The sequence below is a fragment of the Corynebacterium minutissimum genome, from assembly GCF_000805675.1.
Lineage (GTDB): Bacteria > Actinomycetota > Actinomycetes > Mycobacteriales > Mycobacteriaceae > Corynebacterium > Corynebacterium minutissimum.
Window position 1 is genome coordinate 1 of sequence record NZ_JSEF01000020.1, and the last position, 25,545, is coordinate 25,545.

Genomic DNA, 25,545 nt, shown 5'->3' on the forward strand with positions numbered 1-25,545 from the left:
ATGCGGATGTAGCGCAGTTGGTAGCGCATCACCTTGCCAAGGTGAGGGTCGCGAGTTCGAGTCTCGTCATCCGCTCCACAATGAGTACCCCTCCCGTGCGGAGGGGTACTTCACGTTTTCCGCGCCTCCCGAGGGCCGCCCCCGTTCTCGATTCCAGTGAGAGGCCCACCCTCGTTGCCGCGCTTGCACTCACTGCCGCGTTCGTTGGGCGTGCAGCCCGTCGATGAATACGTCGACGAGCCATTCGCGCTTCCCGCTGAACACTCTCTCTGCAGGTCCAGGTAGCGGGCGGGAAAGTGTGATGATGCCGAAATGGAACGACAAGATGTCGAGGTCTTGGGGGCATAGCTTGTACTTCTTGGCTTGTGCAAGGAGAGGCTCGTAGAGGGCTTGCACGAATGAGAAGACGGCGTCCTTGTCTTCCTGCGTCAGCGTGGGCAATATCTTGGGCAGGATTTCTTGACCGACGGCGGGGAAGTTCAGGCTGACCATTTCGCTAATCACGGCTCGCCAGGTGTATTCAGGGGCGTCGGGGAAGTGGGGGAGGTGATGGTTCACCACGTCGCGCATCTTCTCCGTGGTGTGTTCCAGAACGGCGCGGTAGAGGTCGTCCCTGTCGGGGAAGTGACGGCTGGCGGTGGCAACGCCAACGTTCGCCTCCTTGGCGATGACACGCAGCGACACGTCCGGGCCATTCTGAGCAAAGAGCGTGGAGGCGACCTTCACGATTTCTTTGCGCTTTTCAGCAGCATCTTTTCGCATATATGGCATCTTACCGTTGACAACTGAAAAGTGGAACGCTATGCTCCATTTATGTAAAGCGAAACATACTGTTCCACTTGGAGGAGAACGTGTCAACACCCGTAGTGCGCCCCGAACCCGCGCAAGAAACGACACATCAAGAAACGGCGAATCAGGGCTCCACAAAGAAGGCCCTCGCCATGATCCTCGGCATCCCCGTCGTCATCGGTCTAATGCTCTGGGCTTTTCTGGCCCCGATGTTTGGCTCCAGCCCGGAAGGAGTGCCGGTGGCGGTGGCGGGGCCGGAGCCTGTCGTCGAAAAGCTCATTGCTCAGGCTGAGCAGCAGGAGAAGCACCCAGACTTCATCACCGTCAGCTCGCCGGAAGAGGCGGAGGCGATGGTGCATGATCGGAAAGCGGTCGGTGCGATCGCGATCGGGCAGGGCGGTGCGACCGTCTACACTGCAGCCGGTAATGGTGCGCCGTACGTGCAGATGCTCAATGGTGTGACGCAGAATATGCAGGCCAGCGGCATGCCTGTGGAGACGAAGGAACTCGCCCCGACTAGCAACGATGATCCGCAGGCGCAGGGCATCGCGATGCTTGGCCTGCCGCTCGCGTTCGGTGGCGTGATCTCGGGTGCTTTGGCGACGGTTCTGTTGCGCGGCAAGAAGTGGTCCAAGGCCGCAGTGATCGCTGGTGTGGCGATGCTCGGTGCCGTTGTCGCCGTCTGGATGCTGCACGGCGTGTACGGGACCCTGACCGGCAGCGTGTTTATGGAGTGGCTGGCTGTCACGCTCGGTATCGCCGCGACCTCCTCGGTGACTGCGGGCCTGGGCGCGCTCATGAGCATGCCGGGTGCGGCCATTGGTGCGATCCTGACCATCTTCGTGGCGAACCCCCTGGCCGGCCTGGCCACCGGGCCGTGGATGCTGCCGGCGGGCTGGTCCACGCTCGGCCAACTGATGCCGATCGGCGCAACCGGCTTCCTGATTCGCTCGCTGAGCTTCTTCGACGGTGCCGGCGCGAATCGCTCCTGGATCGTGCTGTGCTGCTGGATCCTCTTCGGCCTGCTCATGCTGGCATTTGACCGCTCGAAGGCGAAGACTGAGGCAGCGGTCGAGACACCGGCCTCCGCCTAACTGCCTCCTACAACCCGCCTCAACCGCGGTGACCTCGGTTTCACTGCCAACGTGGACTCCCCGGAGGAGGGCGAGGCTCTTTACGCCCAGCTTGCTCAGGATGGCGGCACCGCAGTCATGCCCTTCGCCCTCGCGCCGTGGGGTGACTACTTTGGCGTAGTTGAGGACAAATTCGGCTTCCGCTGGAACGTGACCAAGCAAGGGTAGTCCCATCACATTCAGCCGCACTCTTTCCTTGATGGGGAACGTGTCCGCCAGGCTCAACCCGGTTTGGGTGCGGGGGGGAGCTCTACCCGTCGGCGAGAGAACTCTTAGATAGCCGCTTATGATGTTCCTCACGTTCTTGTCGTCTCAAGGAAGTGGACATCATGAAAGCCTTTTCTCCACCATTGTCATCCCCGCAGAGCTTGCTACGCGGGGTCTTTGCTATTCTCGCACTTCTTCTAGTCACGTTTCTCAGCGTGGTGGCAGTGCCAGCGTTTGCACAGAATCCCACGGGAGTGACGCCCAGCTCAGAGCAGAGCTCTGAAGCTGCACCGGCGGACAACTCTGGGGCCCGTCCTAATGAAGGTGCTGCAGATTCCCAGAGTGGAGCGACGATGCTCGTTCTTGACTCCTCTGGCTCGATGAGCGTTCAGGATGCTGGTGGGCAGACCCGCCTTGAGGCTGCTAAGGATGCGACGAAGAATTTCGTCTCTGAACTCGGGAGCACGATTCCCTTAGGCCTTGTTACCTATGGCGGAACAGTTGATGAAGCCCCGGAGAACCAAGAAGAAGGGTGCCGCGATATTCACGTCGTGAGCGGCCCCAAGAAGGACGTGGGGGATTCGTTCACAGGTCCGATCGATGCACTCCAGGCAAAGGGCTATACCCCGATTGGTGATTCTCTGAAGAAGGCCGCCGAGGAACTGGGTGGCCAGCACGGCACTATCGTGCTTGTTTCTGATGGAATTGACACCTGCGCGCCGCCGCCAGTATGTGAGGTGGCCAAGGAACTCCATGAGCAGGGTGTCGACCTGGTCATCAACACCATTGGCTTCAACGTCGATGAGGAAGCACGCAAGGAGCTTTCTTGTATTGCAGATGCCGCAGGTGGCGAATATCTCGACGCCGCCGATGCGGACTCGCTGGCGGCGATGATTAAGAAGGCGGCAGGGCGTGCTGCGGACATCTATCAATCCGATGTCGAACAGATTGAAGGTAGTGAAGACATCTCACAGCCGACGGATCTGCCGCGTTGGGAGTCCGGTGAGGACTTCATCTTCCGGGCTGAGTTGGATGCTCCGCCGAATGGCGGCGAGGATTCCCGTACCGACTTCCACGCTGAGTCATGGGCTGTGCCCGTCAAGCCGGGAGAGCGCTACGTGGCGACGATGTATAAGACTCTAGAAGGAGCGGTAGGATCACCAGACAGCCTAAAGATGAAGACGTTCTTCGGCGATGGCACAGAACCGCCAACGGGTACCCATGGTGGTGACGAAGGCTCAGATGAGTGCACAGCCGACTGGGACGGTGCGAGCACTGGAAACATATCTGATGCTTTGCCTAGCGCTAGTGCGTATACCTACGAAATCGGCTCCGAGAACTGCCAGGGTGACTTGGTCTTGACCGCGATGCGCGCAGGTAAGTACAAGGTCGATGAACCTATTGACGTGGAGATCGTGCTTCACCGCGTTGACCCAGTATCCAACAAGGATGATCTCGTGAGCGGTCTCAGCAGCGAGTTGGACGGTGAACTCCATGCCAACGCCATCGGTGCCGAACAGATGGCTCCCGGAAACTGGTTTAACAATGCCGCGGAGCTTCGCAGCGACCAGACCATAGAAACCGATATTGTTCAAGGGGAAGCGCACGTCTATAAGGTTCCTATCAAGGAAGGGCAGCAATTGGCTGCCGCAATTAAAGCTGGCGAGATCTCGGATGAACAGGCTCTTCAGTATTCAGGCCTTGATGTGTCTATCCTCAATCCAATCCGCGAGATAGCAGGGAAGCGCGAGAATTTGATCTGGCCCAATGAGGGGGACGAAGGTTCAGCTTCGGCGTCTAGGCCTACTGCTTTTAGCAACCGCTTCAGTTCTAATGCGGCAAACTCCTATGGCAACGCGAATTGGTTGGAGGGTGACTACTACATCGTGGTGACCTTGGACAAGGGTAGTGAATCAGGGGAGAGCGAAGAAAACCCCTCTGACAAGCGTGCCACCATGAAGTATTATCTCACCTCCAAGGTACTGGGTGAGCCTATCCAGGGGCCGAAGTATGAGCCGGTCAGTGATAAGACTGAAGAGCCGGAGCCCTCGGACGGAAACAAGACAGAGGCGAAGGACCAGGCCCGAGGTGCTGATAACAAGTCTGGCAAGACGCTGAGTGGGCTTCTTTACGCCTTGGGAGCGGCAGGAGTTATTCTCTTGATTGCTCTTATTGTCCTCGTTGTATTTCTTCTCCGAGGTCGTGGCAGGTAAAGCGCGCAGACAGCGCTCGTGATGAAACCTTTTTCAACAACTTTCGCTGGGGCGAGGAACTTTCTTTCTCGTCGCAGCGACTACTGGGTAACCTCGCGCACTCCGCGCGGGGGAAGGATTGGCTAGCGTATCCCTCCCAGCGATAGGATGAGGGAACATCAATCAAAAGTTTCATCCGACCAAAGGAGTTGTCCACACGATGCAGCTGCGTCAGGTCACCACCGCCCTCGCCACCGGAGCCATAGGCCTCATGCTTGGCTTTTCTGCGCCGATGGCGGTGGCCCACGATTCGGTTATCGGCGGCAACGTGGTGAGTGACACTCCACTTGAAGAGTTTCCACGTGAGATCACTTTGGAGTTCTCCGGAATTCCAAAGGACACCTTCAACACCTTTGCTGTCACTGACCAGAACTCAGGCGAAGTACTGTTCGACGCCGAACCGACCATTGATGGCCGCAACCTCACAATCGAGGTTCCCGAGGATATTGACCCCGGTGCTGGCGACTACCAGGTAGGTTTCCGTATCACGTCTTCTGATGGTCACCCCACGCCTGGTTCGGTGCAGTTTAGCGTTGCTTCTGGTGCTGGCGATGCAGCTACAGCAAGTTCCGCAGGCAATGCCGACGAGGCAGAGAACGGTGACAATCAGGCAGACGATTCTGCTGCGCCGCTAAGTGCCCTGTCAGGTCCTGCCAAGTGGATTGTTGGCCTAGGCGCTGTACTCGTCGTGGCGGCTGTGGTCTTCGTATTTGGTGCGAAGACTCGTCGTGCTAACGGCGACTCCTAAGAAACTTTTCGATGAGCTAGCGGCCTTAACATCCCAATTCCTGGAGAAATCCCCTTAGTACAGAAAGGCATGTTTCATGCTGATATCCCGTACCGTCCTTCGTGCTTCCGTGGCGGCCCTTGCCGCAGCTAGCCTGGCTTTGACTGGTTGCTCGAATAGCGAGGAAGACTCAACCGCAGCGACCACGGAGGCTGCCTCGAGTGCAGCTGCGACAGCCGAACAGTCGGCGTCCGCTGGCTCAAGTCAAGCGGACGATGCCGACGAGGGAGCTGTGTCCTTTGAGGATGGCGTCGTGCGCGCGATGGAAGAAGGCTCTGACATGACCGCCATCTTCGGCACGCTGCACAACACCACGGACAAGGACATCTCGGTCGTGGGTTTTACCTCTTCCATTGAGGCGAAGCAGTACCAGATTCATGAGGTCGTCGATGGCGTCATGCAGGAAAAGGACGGCGGTTTCAATATTCCTGCCGGCGAGGCTGTGAAGCTGGAGCCAGGAAGCTACCACTTCATGTTGATGGGCGTGGCCGAGCCGATTATGGCTGGTGAACACGTGACGATGACGCTGGAGCTTGGCGACGGTTCCACGGTCGAACTCGGCGACATCCCTGTGCGTTCCATCGGTGCTGGCGACGAGAACTATGGCGACATGGCAGACATGGAGCACGGTGACCATATGGACCACAAACACTAAACACAGAGAGAAGGACACAATGAGCGGGTTCGAGGAACCTGTCAGCCGGCGTGGATTGCTTGCCGGAAGTGCCGTGGCTGCCAGTGCAATGGCACTGGCTAGTTGCGCACAGGCCGATACTGATACCTCCGATACTGCAGGTCAGCAAGACGCAGAGCGAGCAGGTGACGCTGGCAGCACAGGGCCGAGCGCGGCCGAGGACACCATGGGCGGTGACATCGTCGCTTTCGATGGTAAACACCAAGCCGGAATCCAAACTCCAGTTCAAGCACACGTTGAACTGGTGGGCTTCAACCTCAGGAAGAATGTTGGTGCTCGTGGAGCAACGGCCCTGATGCGTTTGTGGACCGAAGACGCGCGCCGATTGTGTACAGGGGAAAACCCACTCGGCAGCCTCGAACCCGAACTTGCTGTGACCCCCGCCAACCTCACCGTCACGTGTGGGTGGGGAGAGCGCTTTTTCGATGCGGTGGACGTTGCCAAGCCCAGCTGGCTCCGCGATGTCCGCGCCTTCGAACACGATGACCTGCGCCCAGAGTGGGGACAGACTGACATCGTTCTCCAGATTTGCAGCGATGACCCGCTGACCGCCGCCTATGTGCTCCGACACATGACGCGTGCTGGTAAAGACTACGCAAATGTCGCCTGGGTACAGCAGGGCTTTAGCCACGCCTATGGTTCCGCGCCGAAGGGCACGACGGCCCGCAATCTCTTCGGACAAAAGGATGGCACGGTTAACCCGCGTACGGACGACGATTTTGCGGAGCAAGTCTGGATTGATGAAGGCACCTTCGCTGGTGGCAGCGCCATGGTGGTGCGCCGCATCCACATGAACCTTGATACGTGGGAACAACTCGACCGTGCTGGGCGCGAAACTGCTACTGGGCGCACGCTTGATACCGGCGCACCGCTGGGAGCGCAGGAGGAGTTTGACCCAGTGGATCTTGATGCCCGCAATGAGTTCGGGCTCAAGGCCATTGATGAAAACTCTCACGTCGCCCGCGCCCATCCACCGGCCGACCATCCAGAACAGAAGATTTTGCGCCGACCCTTTAACTACAACCTCCCGCCAACGCCGGAGACAACCGCGCGCGGCGAGCTCAGTAATGCAGGACAAATCTTCATCTGCTATCAGAAGGACCCGTCGAAACAATTCGAACCTATCCAAGCGCGCCTTGATGAAGCTGACCGGCTCAACGAATGGATTACTCACATTGGCTCGGCCATGTACTACGTGCCTGCCGGAACTGAGGGCGAAACCTTCTGGGGCGAGTCGCTGATCCGCAGTTAGCGGGGGTAGACTAAGCCGCTGTAACTTTCTCAATGAGTGCTGCTCGGCCAGGTATGTCGAGCGGCGCGTGAGCGCAAAAGGAGCGCAACAAGTCATGGCGGAAATGATTCCAGCAGTCCCGGTCAACTACGAGCCGATTACGGTCCCGGCCGGAACTGCCGTGGGTGCGGCAATGCGCGAGCATGACCTGCCCAACAAGGGCCCCGAAGCAGTCGTCGTTGTTCGTGGTGCTGATGGCACCCTCTACGATCTGTCCCACACCCCGCAGACCGATGCTGAATTCACGCCCGTAGCCGCCTGCGAAGAGGACGGCCGCGCTGTTATCCGCCACTCCTGCGGACACGTCATGGCCCAGGCAGTGCAGGCGGAATTCCCCGGCACCAAGCTGGGCATTGGCCCGGCCATCGAGAATGGCTTTTACTTCGACTTCCAGACCGCTGAGCCCTTCACCCCCGAGGACCTCAAGGCGATTGAGAAGCGTATGAAGAAAATTATCAAGGGCGGCCAGCGCTTCGAACGCCGCGTGTACGAGACCACCGAGGAAGCCGAAGCAGCCCTCGCCAACGAGCCCTTCAAGCTGGAGCTGGTTCAGGACAAGGGCAATGTCGACCCGGATTCCGATGAGGCCGCCGAGGTTGGTGCCGGGGATCTGACCCACTACGACAACATCAATCCACGCACCGGTGAGGTGGAGTGGTTTGATCTGTGCCGTGGACCGCACGTTCCAACCACCAAGTACATTCCCGCTTTTACTCTGACGCGTTCTTCGGCCGCCTACTGGCGCGGTGACCAGTCTAAGGCTGGTCTGCAGCGTATCTACGGCACCGCCTTCGAATCCAAGGAGGCGCTTGAGTCCTACAAGACCATGGTTGAGGAGGCCGAAAAGCGCGACCACCGCCGCCTCGGTGCGGAGCTGGATTTGTTCTCCTTCCCGGATGAAATTGGCTCCGGCTTCCCGGTCTTCCACCCCAATGGTGCGACCGTGCGCATGGAGATGGAAGAGCACTCCCGCCGCCGCCACATCGCGGACGGCTACTCCTTCGTGTCCACCCCGCACCTGACCAAGGGTGACCTGTTCAAGAAGTCTGGTCACCTCGACTTCTACGCAGACGGTATGTTCCCGCCGATGCAGCTCGACGGCGAGTGGGATGAGGACGGCAACTGCACCAAGCAGCCGCAGGACTACTACGCCAAGCCGATGAACTGCCCGATGCACAACCTCATCTTTGCCTCGCGTGGCCGCTCCTACCGTGAGCTGCCGCTGCGCCTCTTTGAGTTCGGTACGGTTTACCGCTACGAGAAGTCCGGCGTTATCCACGGCCTGACCCGTGCGCGTGGTTTTACCCAGGATGACTCCCACATCTACTGCACCCCCGAGCAGCTGGAGGAAGAGCTCACCAAGGTGCTGGAGTTCATCATCTCCTTGCTCAAGGACTACGGCTTGGATGACTTCTACCTCGAGCTATCCACCAAGGACCCCAACAAGTACGTTGGCTCGGATGAAATCTGGGAGCGCTCCACGAAGATCCTGCAGTCGGTAGCGGAGAAGTCTGGCCTCGACTTGGTCCCGGACCCAGCAGGCGCGGCTTTCTACGGTCCGAAGATTTCTGTGCAGGCACGCGATGCCATTGGCCGTACCTGGCAGATGTCGACCGTGCAGCTGGACTTCAACCTTCCGGAGCGCTTCGAGCTGGAGTACACGGCGTCGGACGGCACCAAGCAGCGCCCCATCATGATCCACCGCGCCCTGTTCGGTTCTATTGAGCGCTTCTTTGGTGTGCTTCTTGAGCACTACGCTGGTGCTTTCCCAGCCTGGCTGGCCCCGCACCAGGTGGTTGGCATTCCGGTTGCTGATACCTTCGCCCCACACCTGGAGGAGGTCTGCGCCGAACTGCGCAAGCGTGGACTGCGCGCAGACGTGGATACTTCCGATGACCGTATGCAGAAGAAGATCCGCAACCACACCACCGGCAAGGTTCCTTTCATGCTCTTGGCCGGTGAACGCGACGTTGAAGCCAATGCGGTGTCCTTCCGTTTCCTCGACGGCACTCAGGTCAACGGTGTGCCGGTGGCAACCGCTGTGGAGGTCATTGAGGCGTGGGTCCGCGAGCGCAACAACGCTCAACCAACCAAGGACAGCATCGCCGAGCGCGTCTAAGTGGTTTCTGAGACGACAACGTCCAGGCAGGGGAGTCTGGACCCCACAGAAAGGACGAAACACAGAGTGGAAGAGTACGTCGATACCGGCCTGGGAACCCCCGACCGCTTGGAGCGCCTGTGGGCGCCGTACCGCATGAGCTACATCAAGCGGGAGGGTGGTGCCGGCGACGTGCCCAAGACCGCTCGAAATCCTTTCGTCGAGATTCCGCAGATGTCGGATGAAGAAGGGCTCATCGTGGCGCGCGGTGAGCTGGTGTACTGCGTGCTTAATCTGTATCCCTACAACGCAGGCCACATGATGGTCATCCCGTACCGCCAGGAATCTGAGCTAGAGAACCTGACCGAAAAAGAGTCCCAGGAACTTTTCCGGTTTGCCCAGGCTGCTATTCGGGTGCTCAAGAAGGTTTCGGGTCCTGATGCGGTCAATGCTGGGTTTAACCTGGGACGCGCCTCGGGAGGATCTGTGGGTCAGCATCTTCATATGCATATTGTGCCGCGCTGGAGTGGAGACTCGAATTTCATGACTATTGTGGATGGAGTCAAAGTGCTGCCTCAGCTCCTCAAAGATACCCGCTCTCTGCTCGCACAGGGGTGGGCGGAGCTCGCCGCCGAGGGACTCATTCCAGGAGAAGCACATGCTTAGTGTTCATGGGCGCAAGCCCGCCGCCGTCGTTGTGGTACCGGTGGCCAAACTCTTCCTCAAGATGGGCTTGACCCCGAACGTGGTGACTGTGGTGGGAACCATCGTCACCATTGCCATCTCGGTTATCTTGATCCCGCTCGATCACCTCTTTGCTGCCGCTATTCTGTCGGGCCTTTTCTCCGCGTTCGACATGCTCGATGGCACTATGGCGCGCCTGACCACGGGCGGATCGAAGTTTGGTGCGACGCTGGATGCCTCGTGTGATCGCATCACCGACGGAGCACTGTTCGCCGCCATTGCCTACTGGATGGTCTACGTCGACCACGCCCACCCGTTAAACTTTGCTGCTTGCATGATTGTGCTGGTCAGCTCCCAGGTCATCTCTTATGTCAAGGCCCGTGGAGAAGCTTCCGGTTTTAAGATGGTCGGCGGTCTTGTCGAACGCCCCGAACGCCTTATTCTTGGCCTCGGCGGCGTGGGCCTCGAGGGACTCGGCGTTCCCTATGCTCTGGAGATTGCGTTGTGGTTGCTGGCCGTGGGGTCGATTTTCACTATCTACCAGCGCATGCGTCAGGCAGCACGCCAGGACACCAAATCGCGGTTCATGAAGGACCTGTAGAAACCTACCCCCATTCCCAAGGAGTGAGCAGCCACCATGGTACGTGTGAATCGGGAGAACCTTACTGCTGCGGCATATATTGCTTGCTGGAAGATTGTGCGTTATCTTCCACAGCCGGTTGCTGCGTGGTTGTTTGAACGCGGCGCTGACTATGCCAGTGACAATGGTGCAGGGATGGAACAGCTGCGCCAGAATCTCAGCCGTGTCGTGGGCCCAGAGAACGTCACCCGCGAGTTGGTGCGGGACTCTATGCGGTCCTACATGCGCTATTGGCTTGAGGCTTTTCGCTTGCCCGCCATCCACGCGGACCCGTCTTTGCATGGGCAGCTTCTTGCTGGAATGAAGGGCAAAGAGTATTCGGATGCGTCCATCGCGTCCGGCCGTGGAGTCATCTTTGCTCTGCCACACTCGGGAAATTGGGACATGGCCGGTGTGTTCTGCGTGAACCACTATGGAGGCTTCACCACGGTGGCGGAGAGACTGAAGCCGGAGGCGCTTTTCGACGCCTTCGTGGACTACCGTGAAAGCCTCGGCTTCACCGTCCTGCCCTTGACCGGAGCCTCGTCCTCACCTTTCCCGCGTCTCAAAGACACCTTAGAGCGTGGCGGTGTTGTGTGCCTTCTGGCTGAACGGGACCTTACCCGCACCGGCGTCACCGTGGATTTCATGGGAGAGGAGGCTAACGTGGCGGCTGGCCCGGCCCAATTGGCCATCGAAACTGGTGCAGCACTGCATGTCGTGCATTCCTTTTTTGAGGGCGATGGCTGGGGACTTTCCGTAAGCCCTGAGATAGAAGTCACGACACTGCAGGAGACCTGCCAGCGGATGGCGGATGGCTTTGCCAAGAATATCCGTGAGCATCCGGAAGACTGGCACATGCTGCAGCCTCAGTGGAACGCGGACGTTAAACGTCGTCGCCGGAAGCAACGAGACAGGAAGTAGGCAAGAGGAGGACCATCATGCGCATCGGTATTGTCTGTCCCTACTCTTTTGACGAGCCGGGCGGAGTTCAGGCCCACATCCTTGACTTGGCTACTGTCTTCATCGAGCAAGGACACGACGTGCAGGTGTTGGGGCCGGCGGCGTCAAGCACGCAGGTGCCTAGCTTTGTCCACAAAGGCGGCTGGGCAATCCCAATTACCTACAACGGATCCGTGGCCCGCCTCGCTATCGGCCCGCAGGTGGGCCGCAATATCAAGCGTTTCATCCGGGAGGGGCAGTTCGACGTCCTTCACATCCACGAGCCCAATTCGCCGAGCTACTCCATGGCGGCGTTGGCTATGGTCCAAGGTCCCATCGTGGCGACTTACCATGCGTCCGCCTCGAGTTCTCTGGTTCTTACCTTGGCCAAACCTATGCTTCGCCCGTACTTGGAGAAGATCCGCGGTGGAATTGCCGTGTCGGAGATGGCGCGGCGCTGGCAGGTAGAGCAGCTTGGTGGCGATCCCGTTCTTATCCCGAATGGCGTGGATACCTCGGTCTATGCCCGCGAACGCGCGCTGGCTAAAAACCATGCACAGCGAAGCGAAGGTGGTAGCGAGGAACCCGTGGAAATAGTGTTCCTGGGGCGCCTCGATGAACCGCGCAAAGGCTTAGACATTCTGCTTGAGGCCCTCACACTACTTCCCGAGAAGGTGCGCGTGACTGTCATGGGAGGTGGCCACCCTCGTAGTGTTCCCGGCGTGGACTTCGTCGGACGCGTCAGCGATGCGGAGAAGGCCGCCATCCTTGGGCGTGCGGATATCTATGTTGCTCCCAATACAGGAGGGGAGAGTTTCGGCATCGTGCTCGTGGAGGCTATGGCGGCGGGCTGTGCCGTGGTGGCCTCAGACCTCGAAGCTTTTGCCGCGGTGTGCAATATCGAATCGGATTCTCCCGCGGGCGTGCTTTTCCGCAACGGGGACGCTACGGACCTCGCGCGAGTGCTTGAGGAGCTCGTGAAAAGTCCTGACAAGCGAGCGGCCTTGACTCAGGCAGGCGAGCAGCGCGCTCGTGAGTACGACTGGGACCACGTTGCCGCAGCCGTGATGCAGGTCTATGAAACTGTGGCTGATGGAACGAAGGTGCAGGTGAAGTAGATGGCTATTGAGCTCGTCATCGTCTTGGGCCTGGTGCTCGTCATTGCTATGTGGGCACTGTTGACGGCGCAGCGCCTCAACTCTCTACACATCCGTACTGACGCGGCCCTCGCACAGCTTGAGGCTACCCTTGACCGTCGAGCGGCGGTGGTCAGTGCGCTGGCTCCAGAGCTCGAAAACCTTGCGGCGCGCGCTGAGTCCACGGACTTGACCCAGGGTCATTTCGATGAGCGCACGACACGTGAGCGAGAGCTATCTGCAGCGATTGCGCAGCGCTTTGATACCCGCCCTGCCTTGCTTGCCGACGCCGAAGGGCGCATCCACCTTGCCCACCGCTTCTACAACGAGGCGGTCAGCGATACCCGCGCCCTACGCCTGCGTCCGGCAGTGAAGTGGCTCCGCTTGGGCGGCACGGCCAAGCTTCCGGAGTTCTTTGAGCTCAGCCAGATCGACGTTTAATCTGCCCGCGTTGACTGCGCCGCAGTCCGTGCGGCGGTGAACTCAAGGCGATGCCACATGAGGGCGGTCAAAGTCATGCTGAGAATCAGCAGGTTGCGCACCACAAGCGCGTAGACCGGCCGCAGATTCTCTCCCAGGTGAAGCCACACGTAGTCATAACCATAGGGATAGATATACGTCCCCAGTGCTGCAGCGGCTACCGCGAGAATGGCCATGATTGTGCGCAGCCCAGTTCGGTCGGGCGCCAACCGCTTTTCTTCTGGTGTTTCCCGGGGAATCTCCGCGCGGATAGCTACCGCGAGGATGGGGCCAAGCCACACGATGTACTGCGGTGAGAAGACCTTATTGGTTGCAATGAGCAGAAGAATTGCGGCAACGAAGAACACCACGGTGGAATGAGCATCCCACCCGCCGCGTAGTAAATGAGAAGCAGCCACAGCGACCATCCACACCAGGGCACACACCATGGCGATCGTGCTGAGCGTTAATGTAGTGCCGACACCAGGGCCGGTGATCTCATAGCTTTTGGATGCGGCATAACCTATCTCCCACGTGCCAGGGTGACGGTGCGCCTGAAGAACGTGCCACGTGGCCGCAAGAGATTCGATTTGCAGCCCTCGTGCCTCTTGGTAGGACAGGGGAGACACAAGCCTATCCACGCCGGTCAGCGCTGCAACAGCCAGGCATGTTCCCACAATGGTTCCACAGAACGCGGCTAAGCGTTGCCAGGTGGTTCGTGAACGAGCAGCCCCCACCAAGCCCGCGGCGAGCACACCCGGCCAGAGCTTGACGGTGGTAGCCCATGCGAGGAGCGCAGAGGCTATGCGTGGATAAGTAGCGAGGAGTCCGCCTGCGCCAGCAACGAGGAGTGCTGGGTACAAGTCAAGGCGCCACACAAAGACATGTCCGGCTGCCGTGCCGAAGAAAACCCAGAACCATGCGGCTGCAAACACGGAGCGCCGACCGTCATTGTTGCGGAGGAGGAGGGCCAGGAAGAGGGCGTCGGCCAGCAGCATCATGACTGTAAAGGCCACGCGGTAGTTATCGGCATTATCTCCGGTAAGCCATGCCAGCACGACGCTCGGCCACGTGCCCGGCTGCGGATACTCCGTCATCGCGGAACTGTCGTCGCCGTAGACACCTTCCAAGTAGTAGTGGAGGTCTCCTCCCGGCATGCCATTGCCTAAGAGCAAGGCAATGAGTAGGACGCGGGCATTGGCCCACCCAGCCCATACGGCGGGAACTTTAACGATTGTTTTCAATGGCGGATTCAACGTCGACGGGTGGGCCCAGCACCAGCAGGACACTGAAAACAATGGCCACGACGATGAGGCCAATGATGGCGGTGCGCACTGGATGGCGCACGGCCTGAGCGAGGATCGTGTCGAAGAATCCCTGCGGTTGCGCATCATCGGCAAAACGCCACGGTCCATTAACTAAACCGCGCTTGGATACCCAGACGGCAAAGGGCAGTGCAGCGAACGGAATAACGGTCACCACCAACCCGAGGATGCCAACGCCGAGCGGCCAGCGGTTATTAATCCACACCAGGGCGGTCATGAGCAAGAAGCACAGGAAGCCAAAACCGTGGATTCCGCCCGCGAAGGGGGTAAGAGCCTCGGTGGTTCCGGAGTACTTGAGGATCATGGAAAGAATGAGCAGTGCCCATGTGAACATCTCGAGGTAGGCGGCCACGCGGTGCACGCTGTGTGGAGTAGTTGATGTCATGCGGAACATACTACGCACTAACGTCGAAGGAGCTGAACCCTGTGAGTAAGATGGGCGAGGTTAGTGTGGTGCGCGCCATAAGCAACAGTTGAGGAGGATGACAGCATGGCATCGGTGGCACAGGCGGTCGATATTGAGCAGGTAGGTGAGGATACTTTCCGCAGCCCTATTGTGCCTTCCCGCATTGAGCGCACCTTTGGCGGTCAGACGATGGCGCAGGCACTTCACGCGGCGCAGCGCACCGTCGAGGGCAAGTTGGCCCATTCGCTGCACTGCTACTTCGTGGGGCCGGGGGATTCAAGCCAGCCGGCTACTCTGCACGTCGAGCGGGTGCGCGATGGCCGCTCCTTTGCCACCCGGCACGTGCGCGTTTTTCAAGAGGAGCGCCTTATCTTTGTTCTCATCGCCAGCTTCCATAAGAGTGGAGACACTGGTCCGGAACATCAGGACCCGATGCCGGTAGTGCCCGCGCCGGAGACCATTACGGAGTCACCGTATGCCACCCGCATCATTTTGAAGGAGTGGGAGGACTGGGACGTGCGCCTCGTTCCGGAGAAGGACCGTGACCCCACTGCTGCGGAAACCACGGGCGCCGGATTTCGCAATATTTGGTTCCGTAACACCGGAGCCGCGCTTGCCGACGCCCCCTCCCAGGCCCTCCATCAGGCTGCACTGCTCTACATGTCTGATATGACACTTATCCGCTCTGCGCTCTTGCCACACCAGGGCGATCGCATTCAGCTGGCTAGCCTTGATCACTCCCTGTGGTTCCTGCGCCCAGTGCGTGCGGATGAATGGATGCTCTATTCCCAATCGTCTCCTTCGGCACAGAGCGGTACCGGTTTGGCGCAAGGCAAAATTTTCAACCAACGCGGCGAATTAGTTGCCGTAGCCATGCAGGAAGGGCTGACTCGCACGATGCGGGAGGACGTTAGCGGCTCAACCGCCAATGGTAATTGGCAAAACGTCTAAGCCGACCTAGTCAGCAGACAAAGGTAGGTCAACACCGTATAGGCGCCTGGGGCACCCCGAGTAATGCTGGCGGCGGCAGGGCCGTATAATTGCACCAGTTTCACACATGCACATCGAAAGGGATGACATGGCAGGCCACTCCAAATGGGCAACGACAAAGCACAAGAAGGCGGCAAACGATGCCAAGCGCGGCAAAGAATTTGCCAAGCTGATTAAGAACATCGAGGTGGCGGCACGCACCGGCGGTGGCGATCCCGCTGCTAATCCGACCCTTGATGACATGATCAAGAAGGCCAAGAAGGCCTCTGTTCCTAATGACAACATCGAGCGCGCCCGCAAGCGCGGCTCTGGCGAAGAGGCCGGCGGTGCTGATTGGGAGAACGTTATGTATGAGGGCTACGGCCCGAATGGCGTCGCCATGCTCATCGAGTGCCTGACGGATAACCGCAACCGTGCGGCGACCGAGGTGCGCACCGCGATGACGAAGAACGGCGGCAACTTGGGCGAATCCGGCTCTGTGGCCTACATGTTCTCCCGCATCGGCTTGGTCTACGTGGAAAAGGGCGAGCTTACGGAAGATGACATCCTCCTCGCCGTTCTGGAGGCAGGCGCGGAAGAGGTCAATGATAACGGCGAGAAGTTCGAAATCACCTGCGCCCCCGGCGATATTACCGCCGTGCGTGAGGCGCTGGGTGAGGCAGACATCGAGGTTGATGACACCGATACCGACTTCCGCGCCTCCGTTGATGTCCCGCTGCAGGCAGACGATGCGCGCAAGATCTTCCGCCTTATCGATGCGCTCGAGGACTCCGACGACGTCCAGAACGTCTACACGAACATGGACTTGAGCGACGAGGTCCTCGCTGAGCTCGACGCCGATTAACCTCGGCGCTGACTACTTCCTCAACTCTAGGCCGTCGATGCCGTGCACCGTCACGGTTTCGGACAGTGGTGCGCGGCCCGGATTGGTGTTGAAGATCGGGCTAGTCTCATCGGCCTTACCGAAGGTAATGGCGGTGACTAGCTTCTGGTCCTCATCCACGCCGAGGAACTCGCGGACGGTGGGCGCGAGCAACGACACCATTCCCTGCGGTACGCCGTGGTAGCCGTGTGCGGTCAGGGAGAGCAGGAAATTTTCCGCGTAAGTTCCCTGATCGAAGGAAGCACGGATGCGGTCGCCCAGGGGAGGGATGAACAGTAATGCGGTGTGGGGTGCGCCGAAGAATCGGAGATTTTCCCTGACGAATTCCTTGCGGCCCTCGGCGTCCTCGCGTGCGATGCCAATAAGGCCGTACATTTTTGCAGCCAAATGCTGGGAGCGCTGGGGGTGAATTCCCTCACCGTAGTCAATGGTGAAATCTGGGTTGAGGCCGTTGGTATCGAACTCCTTAATGAGCGCCGCGCTCAACTCCTTGAGTTTCTCGCCACCGACGAGGTGGACGTTCCACGGCTGGGTGTTGGAGTTGGAGGGGGCGGATTGGGCGTCGATAAGCACCTGCTCAATGACCTCAACTGGGAGGGGCTCCGGCACGAACGCGCGCGGGGAGTGGCGGGAGCGGATGAAATCTGACAATTCTTGTGCATGTGTTGACATGCGGGCCACTGTACGCGCTCTAAACATGAGAGCGAACCGCGGTGGAGTGTGTAGAACACGTGTGTGTACACTAGCTCGTGGTAGCACACGTTAAGGAGGCCGCGGTGAATTTGGAAGGCTTGCGCGTTATGGGTATTGACCCAGGTCTAACGCGTTGCGGTCTGTCCGTTGTCCAAGCAGGGCGCGGGCGCGCGGTCATCCCCATTGCCGTGGGAGTTGTGCGCACGCCCAGCGATAAGGATTTAGGAGAGCGTCTCCAGCGCCTGTCAGTGGCCGTGCGAGAGTGGATGGATGACTACCAGCCACAGGTGGTCGCTCTCGAGCGCGTATTCGAACGCGGTGAAGTCTCCACCGTCATGCAGACTGCCCATGCAGTGGGGGTTCTCGTCCTGGCGGCGGCCGAGCGAGACATCCCTGTGCACATGTACACCCCGTCTGAGGTGAAGAAGGCAGTGTCCGGAAACGGGCGCGCAGACAAGAAGCAGATGACTGCCATGATTACCCGTATCCTGGGGCTGAGTGAAGCTCCGAAGCCGGCGGACGCGGCCGATGCTTTGGCGCTAGCGGTGTGCCACTGTTGGCGCGCGCCGGCTTTGGCGTGGGTAAATGGCAGTGATCCCAGCGCCGGGGTAGGTGCCGGCGCGCGCACAAGCGGGGTACGGGGAACCTCGCCCCGCACAGCATCTGTTTCCCGTATGCCCTCAACCACTACGAAGTAAGGAAAAGCCATGATTGCGTCCCTGCGCGGAACCGTCCTTGATATTCAGCTTGATTACGTCGTGCTCGAGTGCGCTGGTGTGGGCTATAAGGTGCTGGCTACGCCGACGACGTTGGGCACCCTTCAGCGTGGGGAAGAGGCCCACGTGATGACAACGTTGGTGGTCAAGGAAGATTCGATGACACTCTATGGCTTTACCAGCACTGATGATCGCGATATGTTCCATGTGCTGCAGACAGTGTCTGGGCTGGGGCCGAAGCTGGCGCTGGCGGCCTTGTCGGTGATGGGGGCTGGGGATTTGGCGCAGGCGATTGCGGGGGAGGAGTCCGCGCGCTTGCAAAAGATTCCGGGCGTGGGCAAGCGCATGGCGCAACGCCTCGTGCTGGAGCTCAAGGACAAGGTGTCAGGTTTTGCCCCGGCGCTTTCCGACGTCCCACCGGCCACCCCCACAGCCACCGGACCCGTTGTGGACGATGTTGTCGAAGCCCTGGTGGGCCTTGGCTTTAGCGACAAGGCCGCACGTCCCGTTGTGGAGGCCGTGGCTGCGGAGCAGCCTGATGCGGCGACACCGGTTGTGTTGCGTGCAGCGCTGAGCCAGCTGGGCGCGAAGAAGTAGGAGAGCGGCTGTTATGTCTGATGTAGAACGCACTGAATTCAAGCTCCCTGACGGGATGAGTTTGTCTGCCCCACCGCAGCGCAACCAAGATGTTGATGCGACGGAGCAGCAGGGAGAGCACGACATTGAACGCTCCCTGCGGCCGAAGTCTCTTGACGAGTTCATTGGTCAGCCCAAAGTGCGTGAACAGCTCTCGCTCGTGCTCAACGGCGCGAAGAACCGCGGGGTAACCCCGGACCATGTGCTGCTTTCTGGGCCGCCGGGTCTGGGGAAGACGACCATGGCGATGATTATTGCCCAAGAATTGGGTACGTCTTTGCGCATGACGTCTGGTCCGGCGCTGGAACGCGCGGGAGATTTGGCAGCGATGCTGTCGAATTTGATGGAAGGCGATGTCCTTTTTATCGACGAGATCCACCGCATCGCGCGGCCCGCAGAGGAAATGCTCTACATGGCCATGGAGGATTTTCGCATCGATGTCATCGTGGGTAAAGGCCCCGGTGCTACGTCGATTCCTTTGGAGATCCCGCCATTCACCTTGGTAGGTGCCACGACGCGTGCCGGAATGCTCACCGGCCCGTTGCGTGACCGTTTCGGCTTTACCGCACAGATGGAGTACTACGACACCGCGGATTTGACCAAGGTCATTACGCGCGCGGCGACCATCCTCGATGTCGATATTGACCCGGATGCCGCCGTGGAGATTGGATCTCGCTCTCGCGGTACCCCGCGCATTGCGAACCGTTTGCTGCGTCGTGTACGTGACTATGCCGAGGTGAACGGCGACGGTCATATCGATGTTGCGGCGGCGCAGGGAGCGCTGAAGGTCTTCGATGTAGATGAGCGCGGCCTCGATCGGCTCGACCGCGCCGTCCTCGAAGCCCTCATCAAAGGCCACGGCGGCGGGCCCGTCGGTGTTAATACCTTGGCTATCGCGGTGGGTGAGGAACCATCCACGGTGGAGGAGGTCTGTGAGCCCTATCTCGTGCGCGCTGGCATGGTGTCCCGCACCGGACGTGGCCGTGTTGCCACCGCAGCGGCGTGGCAGCATCTTGGCCTTGAAGCACCGGACGGAGCGCTCGGCGGCGGGCTGTTCTAATTGGCCCGTCAGGCAGGGTTTCTGGCACACTAGCCACTTATGAATGGTACTCAACTAGTTCTTCTTCTCGTCCTCGCTGTCCTCGTCATCCTGCCGAGCTTCATGACCATGCGCGCACAGCGCAAGCGTCAGAACCAGATGAAGGAGCTGCAGTCTTCCCTGACTCCCGGCCAGAACGTCATTACGGCAGGTGGCCTGCACGGGACGGTCGTCGAGAAGCATGGCGAGCAGATTGATCTGCGTGTCAAAGACGGCACCGTCATGACCTTCGACACTATGGCAATTGTGCGGTCTGCCGATGCCATCGGGGGAGTTGCGGAGACCGATGTGACGGCCGACGACGACAACGACGAGCGCTTCCCCAGGCTCTAAATTTAGTTGCGCTCGTCACATCGCGGGCGCCTCACCTTAAGGCTGTTAAGGAAAACAGCAGTCCATGACGTACGATGATGGACTGTGCTTTAGTCATGGTGCGTTCATCGACGCCATGACCTTTGAGTTTTAGCCCTGTTCCTCACAACACAGGAGATCTTTGTGTCCGCATCGAAACGTGGCGGTGTCAACACCAGCCAACGACAATGGCCCAAGCGCGCGCTGGCGCTCTTCGCGCTCATTGTCATCCTGATTTATGCCCTCATCTTCTTGACCGGCAACAAGTCGGCCACACCTAAGTTGGGTATTGACCTGCAGGGCGGTACCCGAGTGACTCTGGTGCCCCAGGGTGAGGAACCAACCCAAGAGCAGCTGCAGCAAGCGCGCACCATTTTGGAGCAGCGTGTAAACGGCATGGGTGTTTCTGGTTCTGAGGTCGTTATTAACGGCTCCACCCTGGTTATTACCGTGCCGGGTGAAGATGCTTCCCAGGCCCAGGCAGTGGGCCAGACCTCCCAGCTTCTCTTCCGCACGGTAGGCGAGCAGCCGATGCCAGACCTGGGGAAGCTGGAGAAGACGATGACGGACATGGCCAACCGCTGGGTCAAGTACGGCATTTCTACCCCGGAGCACGCCAATGAGGCGCTGGCATCCATTCACGAGGCACTCAACTCCGCAAACGACCCTGCCGCAGAGGGCGAGGACGCTAAGAAAAAGGACGATAAGAAGTCCAAGGCTCCTACCGTGACTGAGAAGCCGCTGCCGGAGCCGGCCAACTCCGTCGAGGAGACCGAGCGCCGCGAAAAGGTCAACGACGTGCTCCTCAAGGACCGTCAGTCGGAGGACCCCACCGCACAGACTGCGGCACTGGGCCTGATGTCCTGTGACGCCGAGACGGACCCGCTGGCTGGAACCGATGACCCGGCCAAGCCGCTCGTGGCCTGTGACTACTCCAATCAGCAGCCCTACCTGTTGAACCCCGCCCCGCTTCTCGACGGCATCACGGACCCCAACGGCACCCGCCTGACCGGTAACGAGATTGATACGGACGCCCCTATTACTGGTGGTCTTAACCCGCAGACCGGTCAGATGGAGATCGGCTTTGCCTTCAAGACGGGTACCGGTCCCAACGGTTCCCAAACCTGGGCCACCCTGACTCAGGAGAACCTGCACAAGCAGGTCGCTATCACTCTGGACTCCGCTGTGATTTCTGCCCCGGTTATCCAGGGCCCAACCCCGGTGGGCTCAGCTACCTCGATTACTGGTGACTTCAGCCAGGAGGAAGCCCAGAGTCTCGCGAACAACCTTCGCTACGGTGCGCTGCCGCTGTCCTTTACCGGCGCTAATGGCGAGTCCGGCGGAACGGTCGAGACGGTGCCGCCATCACTGGGTAAGGCCGCACTCGAAGCTGCCCTCATCGCCGGCATCGTTGGCTTTATCCTCGTTGCTGCCTACGCCATCTACTACTTCCGCGCCCTGTCCTGGGTATCGCTCTTCCTGCTTGTCGTTACGGGCGTGCTGACCTACGGCGCCCTGGTTCTCCTGGGTCGCTGGATTGGCTACTCCCTTGACTTGTCCGGCATGGCTGGTCTGGTCATCGGTATTGGCGCGACAGCCGACTCCTTCGTGGTTTACTACGAACGCATTAAGGATGAGTTGCTGGAAGGCCGCACGTTCCGTTCCGCTACCCGTACCGCGTGGGAGCGTTCGCGCTCGACGATTGTCACCGGTAATGCCGTGACACTCATCGGTGCGGTCGTGGTCTACTTCCTGGCTATCGGTGAGGTCAAGGGCTTCGCCTTCACGATGGGTCTGACCACCGTCTTCGACCTCCTCGTGTCCTTCCTGGTCATGGCGCCGATTATGCAGATTGTCGGCCGCCGCCCGGTGTATGCGAAGCCCTCCATGAATGGCCTGGGCGGCATCTACAACCTGGTCGAGGAACGCCGGGAGCGCGGCTACTACGCCAAGAAGACGGAGAAGGCCGAAGCTAGCGCTGAGGATGCTCAGGGGAGCGTCGCCAAGCCCATTGCGACTGCTACGGACGAGGAGAAATAAACCATGGCTGTCGATACCACCACCCGCAAGATTTCCCGCATGGACCGCCTCTACGAGGACGAGGGCGGATTCGATTTCGTTGGTCGCTCCAAGACCTGGTACACCATCGCCGGTGTTCTTCTCATCGCCTCGATTCTGGCGATTGCCATCCGCGGCTTTACCCTCTCCCTCGATTTTGAGGGCGGCACTAAGCTCTCTATGCCGGCAGGCGACCTCACCACCGAGCAGATTGAAGAGACCTTTACCGAGGCCACCGGCATCGAGCCAGAGCTGGTGCAGATTGTCGGCGCGGGTTCCTCCGAAACCCTCGAGGTCACCTCGGAGCGTCTCTCCGCAGAAGAGGTGAATCAGGCGCGCCAAGCCATCTTTGAAAAGTTCCAGGTCGAAGATGAAAACGGCACGCCCAGCCCCGATGCCATTGGTTCCTCCACTGTCTCGGAATCCTGGGGCTCGTCGATTACCCAGCGCATGATCATCGCTATGCTCGTTTTCTTCGTCGTGGCAACCATTTACGTAGCCGTTCGCCTGCAGCGCGATATGGCTTTTGCCGCCATTCTCGCGCTCATCTTTGACGGTGTCTTTATCGCCGGTATTTACGCCCTCTTCGGCTTTGAGGTCTCCCCGGCGGTCATTATTGGTCTGCTGACCGTGCTGACCTTCTCCCTTTATGACTCCGTCATCGTCTTTGACAAGGTGGACGAGAATACAACCGGCCTAGAAGGCCAGCGCTCTAAGACCTATTCCGAGCTCACCAACCTGGCCATTAACCAAACGGTGATGCGCTCGATTTCGACGTCCGTGATTTCCGCACTGCCCATCATCGCGCTCTTCATCGTCGCCATCTGGCTGATGGGTATCGGCACGTTGCGCGACCTCGCGCTGATTCAGTTCATCGGTGTCATCGAGGGTATTTTCTCCTCCATCTTCTTTGCGACGACCTTGCTGGTGACTTTGGCTAACAAGCGCAAGAGCGTGAAGAAGCACAACGAGGCTGTCGCAGCATACCGTGCAGAGGGCTCGCGCGTCTCTGACGCTTCCGGGGAGAAACCTCTTCGGACCGTGGCGTCGCCAGCAGCGGCAGCGCAGCCCCGTACCGAGGAGTCTGGCGGCGCCTCGTGGCGCCCCGGGCGCTAAGCCATGCGTCGCTCATTAGGGGCGGCACTGCTCGCAGTAGCAGTAACCGCCTCCGCATGCGGGGAAGGCCGGGACGTAGCGCTTGACGACGTCCCCCCACCCCCCTCCTTCGGCCTCCTTACCGATGCGCGCCTAGCCAGCACCAACGCGGCAACGCCATGGGGTGAGGCCATGGGCGCCCCGCAGCTAGCTAGCCGCATATATCCAGCGATGTACGTCCCCGGGCCCGCCGGCCAAATGGTCCCGAACTCCGATCTCATCCACGCTGAGTTCTACTCCGCAGATGCGGAGCACCCAGGCGCTCATGTGGACTTTAAGATCACCGATCAGGCGCACTTCTCTGATGGTGTTCCGGTCACGTGCGACGATTACTTGTTGTCCTATACCGCGGGCCTGCTCAGCCAGACCTTCGGATCCCACCTGCCTTTGGTGGGGGATATCGCCGCGCTGGAGTGCGCGCCGGAGTCAAAGGAATTCACGGTTTGGTTCAACCCTGATTCTGGGTCGCGCTGGCGGTATCTTTTTGGCCCCGGCACCGTTCTTCCCGCACATGCCATTGCGCAGCGCTCGCAGATGAGTGTGGAAGAACTCAACGCAGCATTGCATGCACAGGATCCGTCGATGCTCGAGCAGGTGGCCCAGACCTGGCGCGACGGTTTTTCCACCGAACCCGGGCACTTTGACCGCGAGTTGCAGGTGTCCTTTGGCCCTTATGTCATTGACCGCGTCGAAGACTCAGGCGCCATCGTGCTGAAGGCCAATGACTCCTATTATGGCGACAAGCCGGAGCTCGACGAAGTCGTGGTGTGGCCCGACACTGCCGACGCCACCGCGCTTCTCGAGTCCGAAGAACTACGCGTTGCCGAATCTCACCTCAAGGAACCGTCCTGGTTGGACCGCAATGCCGAAGGTAATCCCTTCGACGTCACCCCGGTAGCTGGGAGCCTTACCGATACCTTCACCTTCTCCGACGCTGGACTCTTTTCCCAACCGTGGGCACGCCAGGCCTTTGCTGCCTGCGTGGATACCGAGCGCTTGGCGGATGCAGCCAGCCTGCAGTCGGGCGTGGAGGTTCCCGCGGTCCACGTTCGCTCCGTACCGCACGATGACCCGGTGGCGGCGCAGATGGCGTCGATAAGCAGGGTGCCCATTGAGCCAGCTGTAGCAAGCGGTCTGGCAGGGACCACCATCGGCGTGGGATATCTGGCACCCAATCCTCGGTACGAGGCCATGCTGGAGGAACTCCGTGCAGTGTGCGAGCCCTCTGGAATTACCATCGAGGATCGCTCCGGAGATCGTGTCACCCGCGCGGATCTTGCCGCTGACCCCACCACGGGGCTTCCCGGCATCGACGTCTACTTAGGGCCCGTGGACCCGCTGCGCGAATACCCGGCCCCAACCTCCAGCGTGAAGAATTCGCGTGCCTTGCGCGAGTTGGAGCAACAACTCTGGGAAGAGTTGCCGTCGATCCCGGTATCAGCTCAGCCTCGGAGTTTCATCGTTGACCGCGCTGTGACGGGCGTGGTGCCCTACACTGGCCCTGCCGGCATCGGGTGGAATCTCGACCGCTGGAGTGATATCCGTAACCAAGAAACCGAAGCAAAGGAAGAGTCGTGAGCGAGATTTACGCCGCAGCAGCACAAGCCTTGAAAGACAAGGTTCGCCTGGTCCAGGACTTCCCGGAGGAAGGCATCCTGTTTGAGGATCTCACCCCAGTTCTGGCGGATGCTGCGTCTTTTACCGCCGTAGTCGATGGCTTAGCGGAAGCCTGCAAGGAGCTCGGCGCCGACATGGTCGGCGGATTGGATGCGCGCGGCTTCTTGCTCGGTTCTGCCGTGGCTTACAAGCTCGAGATGGGAATCTTGGCCATCCGTAAGAAGGGCAAGCTGCCGCCGCCGGTGCTCACTCAGGAATATGAGCTGGAGTACGGGACAGCTGCCCTGGAGATTCCGAATAGTGGTATTGACATTAAGGGCAAGCGCATCGTGCTTGTCGACGATGTCCTCGCCACCGGCGGCACCTTGTACGGCGCCAAGCTGCTTCTTGAAGCAGCCGGGGCAGAGGTTGCAGGCAACGTCGTCGTGCTGGAGGTCAATGGACTGCAGGGGCGCCAACGCCTCGAAGGAACACCCCTGGTTGTGCTGAACCAGATGGGGGCGGCGGACTAAGCTTGTATGCCTA

26 protein-coding genes and 1 tRNA gene are annotated in these 25,545 nt (G+C 59.7%); 23 read left to right on the forward strand and 4 right to left on the reverse strand.

The window, feature by feature from the left end; translation table 11 throughout:
* Positions 1–2 precede the first annotated feature (2 nt).
* A tRNA-Gly gene (locus tag NX84_RS11900) sits at positions 3–78 on the forward strand.
* A 111-nt stretch (positions 79–189) separates the two neighbouring features.
* On the opposite strand, the gene NX84_RS12385 is transcribed toward NX84_RS11900, so the two are convergent.
* Positions 190–762 (reverse strand): TetR/AcrR family transcriptional regulator, encoded by a 573-nt coding sequence (locus NX84_RS12385; RefSeq protein ID WP_060920952.1) that lies wholly within the window; start codon positions 760–762, stop codon positions 190–192.
* A gap of 179 nt (positions 763–941) precedes the next feature.
* Here NX84_RS12385 and NX84_RS11910 point away from each other — a divergent pair, with 179 nt between their 5' ends.
* From NX84_RS11910 to NX84_RS11965, 12 genes are all read left to right on the forward strand, one after another.
* Complete coding sequence (locus NX84_RS11910; RefSeq protein ID WP_039676875.1) at positions 942–1,883, forward strand: ABC transporter permease; 942 nt, start codon at positions 942–944, stop codon at positions 1,881–1,883.
* Positions 1,884–2,090 (forward strand): VOC family protein, encoded by a 207-nt coding sequence (locus tag NX84_RS12855; protein ID WP_345969000.1) that lies wholly within the window; start codon positions 1,884–1,886, stop codon positions 2,088–2,090.
* A 293-nt stretch (positions 2,091–2,383) separates the two neighbouring features.
* Positions 2,384–4,342, forward strand: a complete 1,959-nt coding sequence (locus tag NX84_RS11920) for a vWA domain-containing protein (protein ID WP_232235737.1) — start codon at positions 2,384–2,386, stop codon at positions 4,340–4,342.
* Positions 4,343–4,541: 199 nt separating this feature from the next.
* Positions 4,542–5,129, forward strand: coding sequence for a copper resistance CopC family protein (locus NX84_RS11925; protein WP_039676880.1), 588 nt, complete (start codon positions 4,542–4,544; stop codon positions 5,127–5,129).
* Between the two features lie 76 nt (positions 5,130–5,205).
* Positions 5,206–5,823 carry a copper chaperone PCu(A)C gene (locus NX84_RS11930; RefSeq protein WP_039676883.1) on the forward strand — a complete coding sequence of 206 codons (618 nt, stop codon included), beginning with the start codon at positions 5,206–5,208 and terminating at the stop codon, positions 5,821–5,823.
* A 19-nt stretch (positions 5,824–5,842) separates the two neighbouring features.
* A complete protein-coding gene (locus NX84_RS11935; RefSeq protein WP_039676885.1) occupies positions 5,843–7,114 on the forward strand; it encodes a Dyp-type peroxidase in 1,272 nt (423 codons plus the stop codon).
* Positions 7,115–7,208: 94 nt separating this feature from the next.
* Positions 7,209–9,272 (forward strand): threonine--tRNA ligase, encoded by a 2,064-nt coding sequence (gene thrS / locus NX84_RS11940; protein WP_039676886.1) that lies wholly within the window; start codon positions 7,209–7,211, stop codon positions 9,270–9,272.
* 66 nt (positions 9,273–9,338) lie between these two features.
* The gene (locus NX84_RS11945; protein WP_039676888.1) at positions 9,339–9,917 is read left to right on the forward strand and encodes an ATP adenylyltransferase; all 579 of its coding nucleotides are present in this window, start codon (positions 9,339–9,341) and stop codon (positions 9,915–9,917) included.
* A complete protein-coding gene (pgsA, locus tag NX84_RS11950; protein WP_039676890.1) occupies positions 9,910–10,536 on the forward strand; it encodes a phosphatidylinositol phosphate synthase in 627 nt (208 codons plus the stop codon). The genes NX84_RS11945 and pgsA overlap by 8 nt, the downstream gene beginning before the upstream one ends.
* A 36-nt stretch (positions 10,537–10,572) precedes the next feature.
* Positions 10,573–11,478 carry a phosphatidylinositol mannoside acyltransferase gene (locus tag NX84_RS11955; RefSeq protein WP_039676892.1) on the forward strand — a complete coding sequence of 302 codons (906 nt, stop codon included), beginning with the start codon at positions 10,573–10,575 and terminating at the stop codon, positions 11,476–11,478.
* A gap of 17 nt (positions 11,479–11,495) precedes the next feature.
* On the forward strand, positions 11,496–12,614 hold the full coding sequence (locus NX84_RS11960) for a glycosyltransferase family 4 protein (protein ID WP_039676893.1): 1,119 nt from the start codon (positions 11,496–11,498) through the stop codon (positions 12,612–12,614).
* The gene (locus tag NX84_RS11965; protein WP_039676895.1) at positions 12,615–13,073 is read left to right on the forward strand and encodes a hypothetical protein; all 459 of its coding nucleotides are present in this window, start codon (positions 12,615–12,617) and stop codon (positions 13,071–13,073) included.
* On the opposite strand, the gene NX84_RS11970 is transcribed toward NX84_RS11965, so the two are convergent.
* Both NX84_RS11970 and NX84_RS11975 read right to left on the reverse strand, forming a co-directional pair.
* Complete coding sequence (locus NX84_RS11970; RefSeq protein WP_231913828.1) at positions 13,070–14,335, reverse strand: DUF2029 domain-containing protein; 1,266 nt, start codon at positions 14,333–14,335, stop codon at positions 13,070–13,072. The two genes, NX84_RS11965 and NX84_RS11970, sit on opposite strands and share 4 nt — an antisense overlap.
* Complete coding sequence (locus NX84_RS11975) at positions 14,319–14,801, reverse strand: DUF3817 domain-containing protein (protein WP_039676917.1); 483 nt, start codon at positions 14,799–14,801, stop codon at positions 14,319–14,321. The genes NX84_RS11970 and NX84_RS11975 overlap by 17 nt, the downstream gene beginning before the upstream one ends.
* 105 nt (positions 14,802–14,906) lie before the next feature.
* On the opposite strand from NX84_RS11975, the gene NX84_RS11980 reads away from it, so the two are divergent.
* Positions 14,907–15,773, forward strand: a complete 867-nt coding sequence (locus tag NX84_RS11980) for an acyl-CoA thioesterase (protein WP_039676896.1) — start codon at positions 14,907–14,909, stop codon at positions 15,771–15,773.
* A 127-nt stretch (positions 15,774–15,900) separates the two neighbouring features.
* Entirely contained in the window at positions 15,901–16,656 is a 756-nt protein-coding gene (locus NX84_RS11985) for a YebC/PmpR family DNA-binding transcriptional regulator (protein ID WP_039676897.1), read from the forward strand.
* A gap of 12 nt (positions 16,657–16,668) precedes the next feature.
* On the opposite strand, the gene NX84_RS11990 is transcribed toward NX84_RS11985, so the two are convergent.
* Positions 16,669–17,367, reverse strand: coding sequence for a nitroreductase (locus NX84_RS11990; RefSeq protein ID WP_082013975.1), 699 nt, complete (start codon positions 17,365–17,367; stop codon positions 16,669–16,671).
* A 104-nt stretch (positions 17,368–17,471) separates the two neighbouring features.
* Between NX84_RS11990 and ruvC the strand changes: the two genes are divergently transcribed.
* From ruvC to NX84_RS12030, 8 genes are all read left to right on the forward strand, one after another.
* Positions 17,472–18,086: a crossover junction endodeoxyribonuclease RuvC gene (gene ruvC / locus NX84_RS11995; RefSeq protein WP_039676898.1), complete on the forward strand. Its 615-nt coding sequence runs from the start codon at positions 17,472–17,474 to the stop codon at positions 18,084–18,086.
* 9 nt (positions 18,087–18,095) lie between these two features.
* Positions 18,096–18,701 carry a Holliday junction branch migration protein RuvA gene (ruvA, locus tag NX84_RS12000; protein WP_039676899.1) on the forward strand — a complete coding sequence of 202 codons (606 nt, stop codon included), beginning with the start codon at positions 18,096–18,098 and terminating at the stop codon, positions 18,699–18,701.
* Between the two features lie 13 nt (positions 18,702–18,714).
* Positions 18,715–19,800: a Holliday junction branch migration DNA helicase RuvB gene (gene ruvB, locus NX84_RS12005; RefSeq protein ID WP_039676903.1), complete on the forward strand. Its 1,086-nt coding sequence runs from the start codon at positions 18,715–18,717 to the stop codon at positions 19,798–19,800.
* A 39-nt stretch (positions 19,801–19,839) separates the two neighbouring features.
* On the forward strand, positions 19,840–20,172 hold the full coding sequence (gene yajC, locus NX84_RS12010) for a preprotein translocase subunit YajC (protein ID WP_039676904.1): 333 nt from the start codon (positions 19,840–19,842) through the stop codon (positions 20,170–20,172).
* Between the two features lie 162 nt (positions 20,173–20,334).
* The gene (gene secD / locus NX84_RS12015) at positions 20,335–22,230 is read left to right on the forward strand and encodes a protein translocase subunit SecD (protein WP_039676905.1); all 1,896 of its coding nucleotides are present in this window, start codon (positions 20,335–20,337) and stop codon (positions 22,228–22,230) included.
* 3 nt (positions 22,231–22,233) lie between these two features.
* Positions 22,234–23,364, forward strand: a complete 1,131-nt coding sequence (gene secF, locus NX84_RS12020; RefSeq protein WP_039676906.1) for a protein translocase subunit SecF — start codon at positions 22,234–22,236, stop codon at positions 23,362–23,364.
* A 3-nt stretch (positions 23,365–23,367) separates the two neighbouring features.
* Entirely contained in the window at positions 23,368–24,981 is a 1,614-nt protein-coding gene (locus tag NX84_RS12025) for an ABC transporter substrate-binding protein (protein ID WP_039676907.1), read from the forward strand.
* Positions 24,978–25,532, forward strand: a complete 555-nt coding sequence (locus NX84_RS12030; RefSeq protein ID WP_039676909.1) for an adenine phosphoribosyltransferase — start codon at positions 24,978–24,980, stop codon at positions 25,530–25,532. The genes NX84_RS12025 and NX84_RS12030 overlap by 4 nt, the downstream gene beginning before the upstream one ends.
* Positions 25,533–25,545 lie beyond the last annotated feature (13 nt).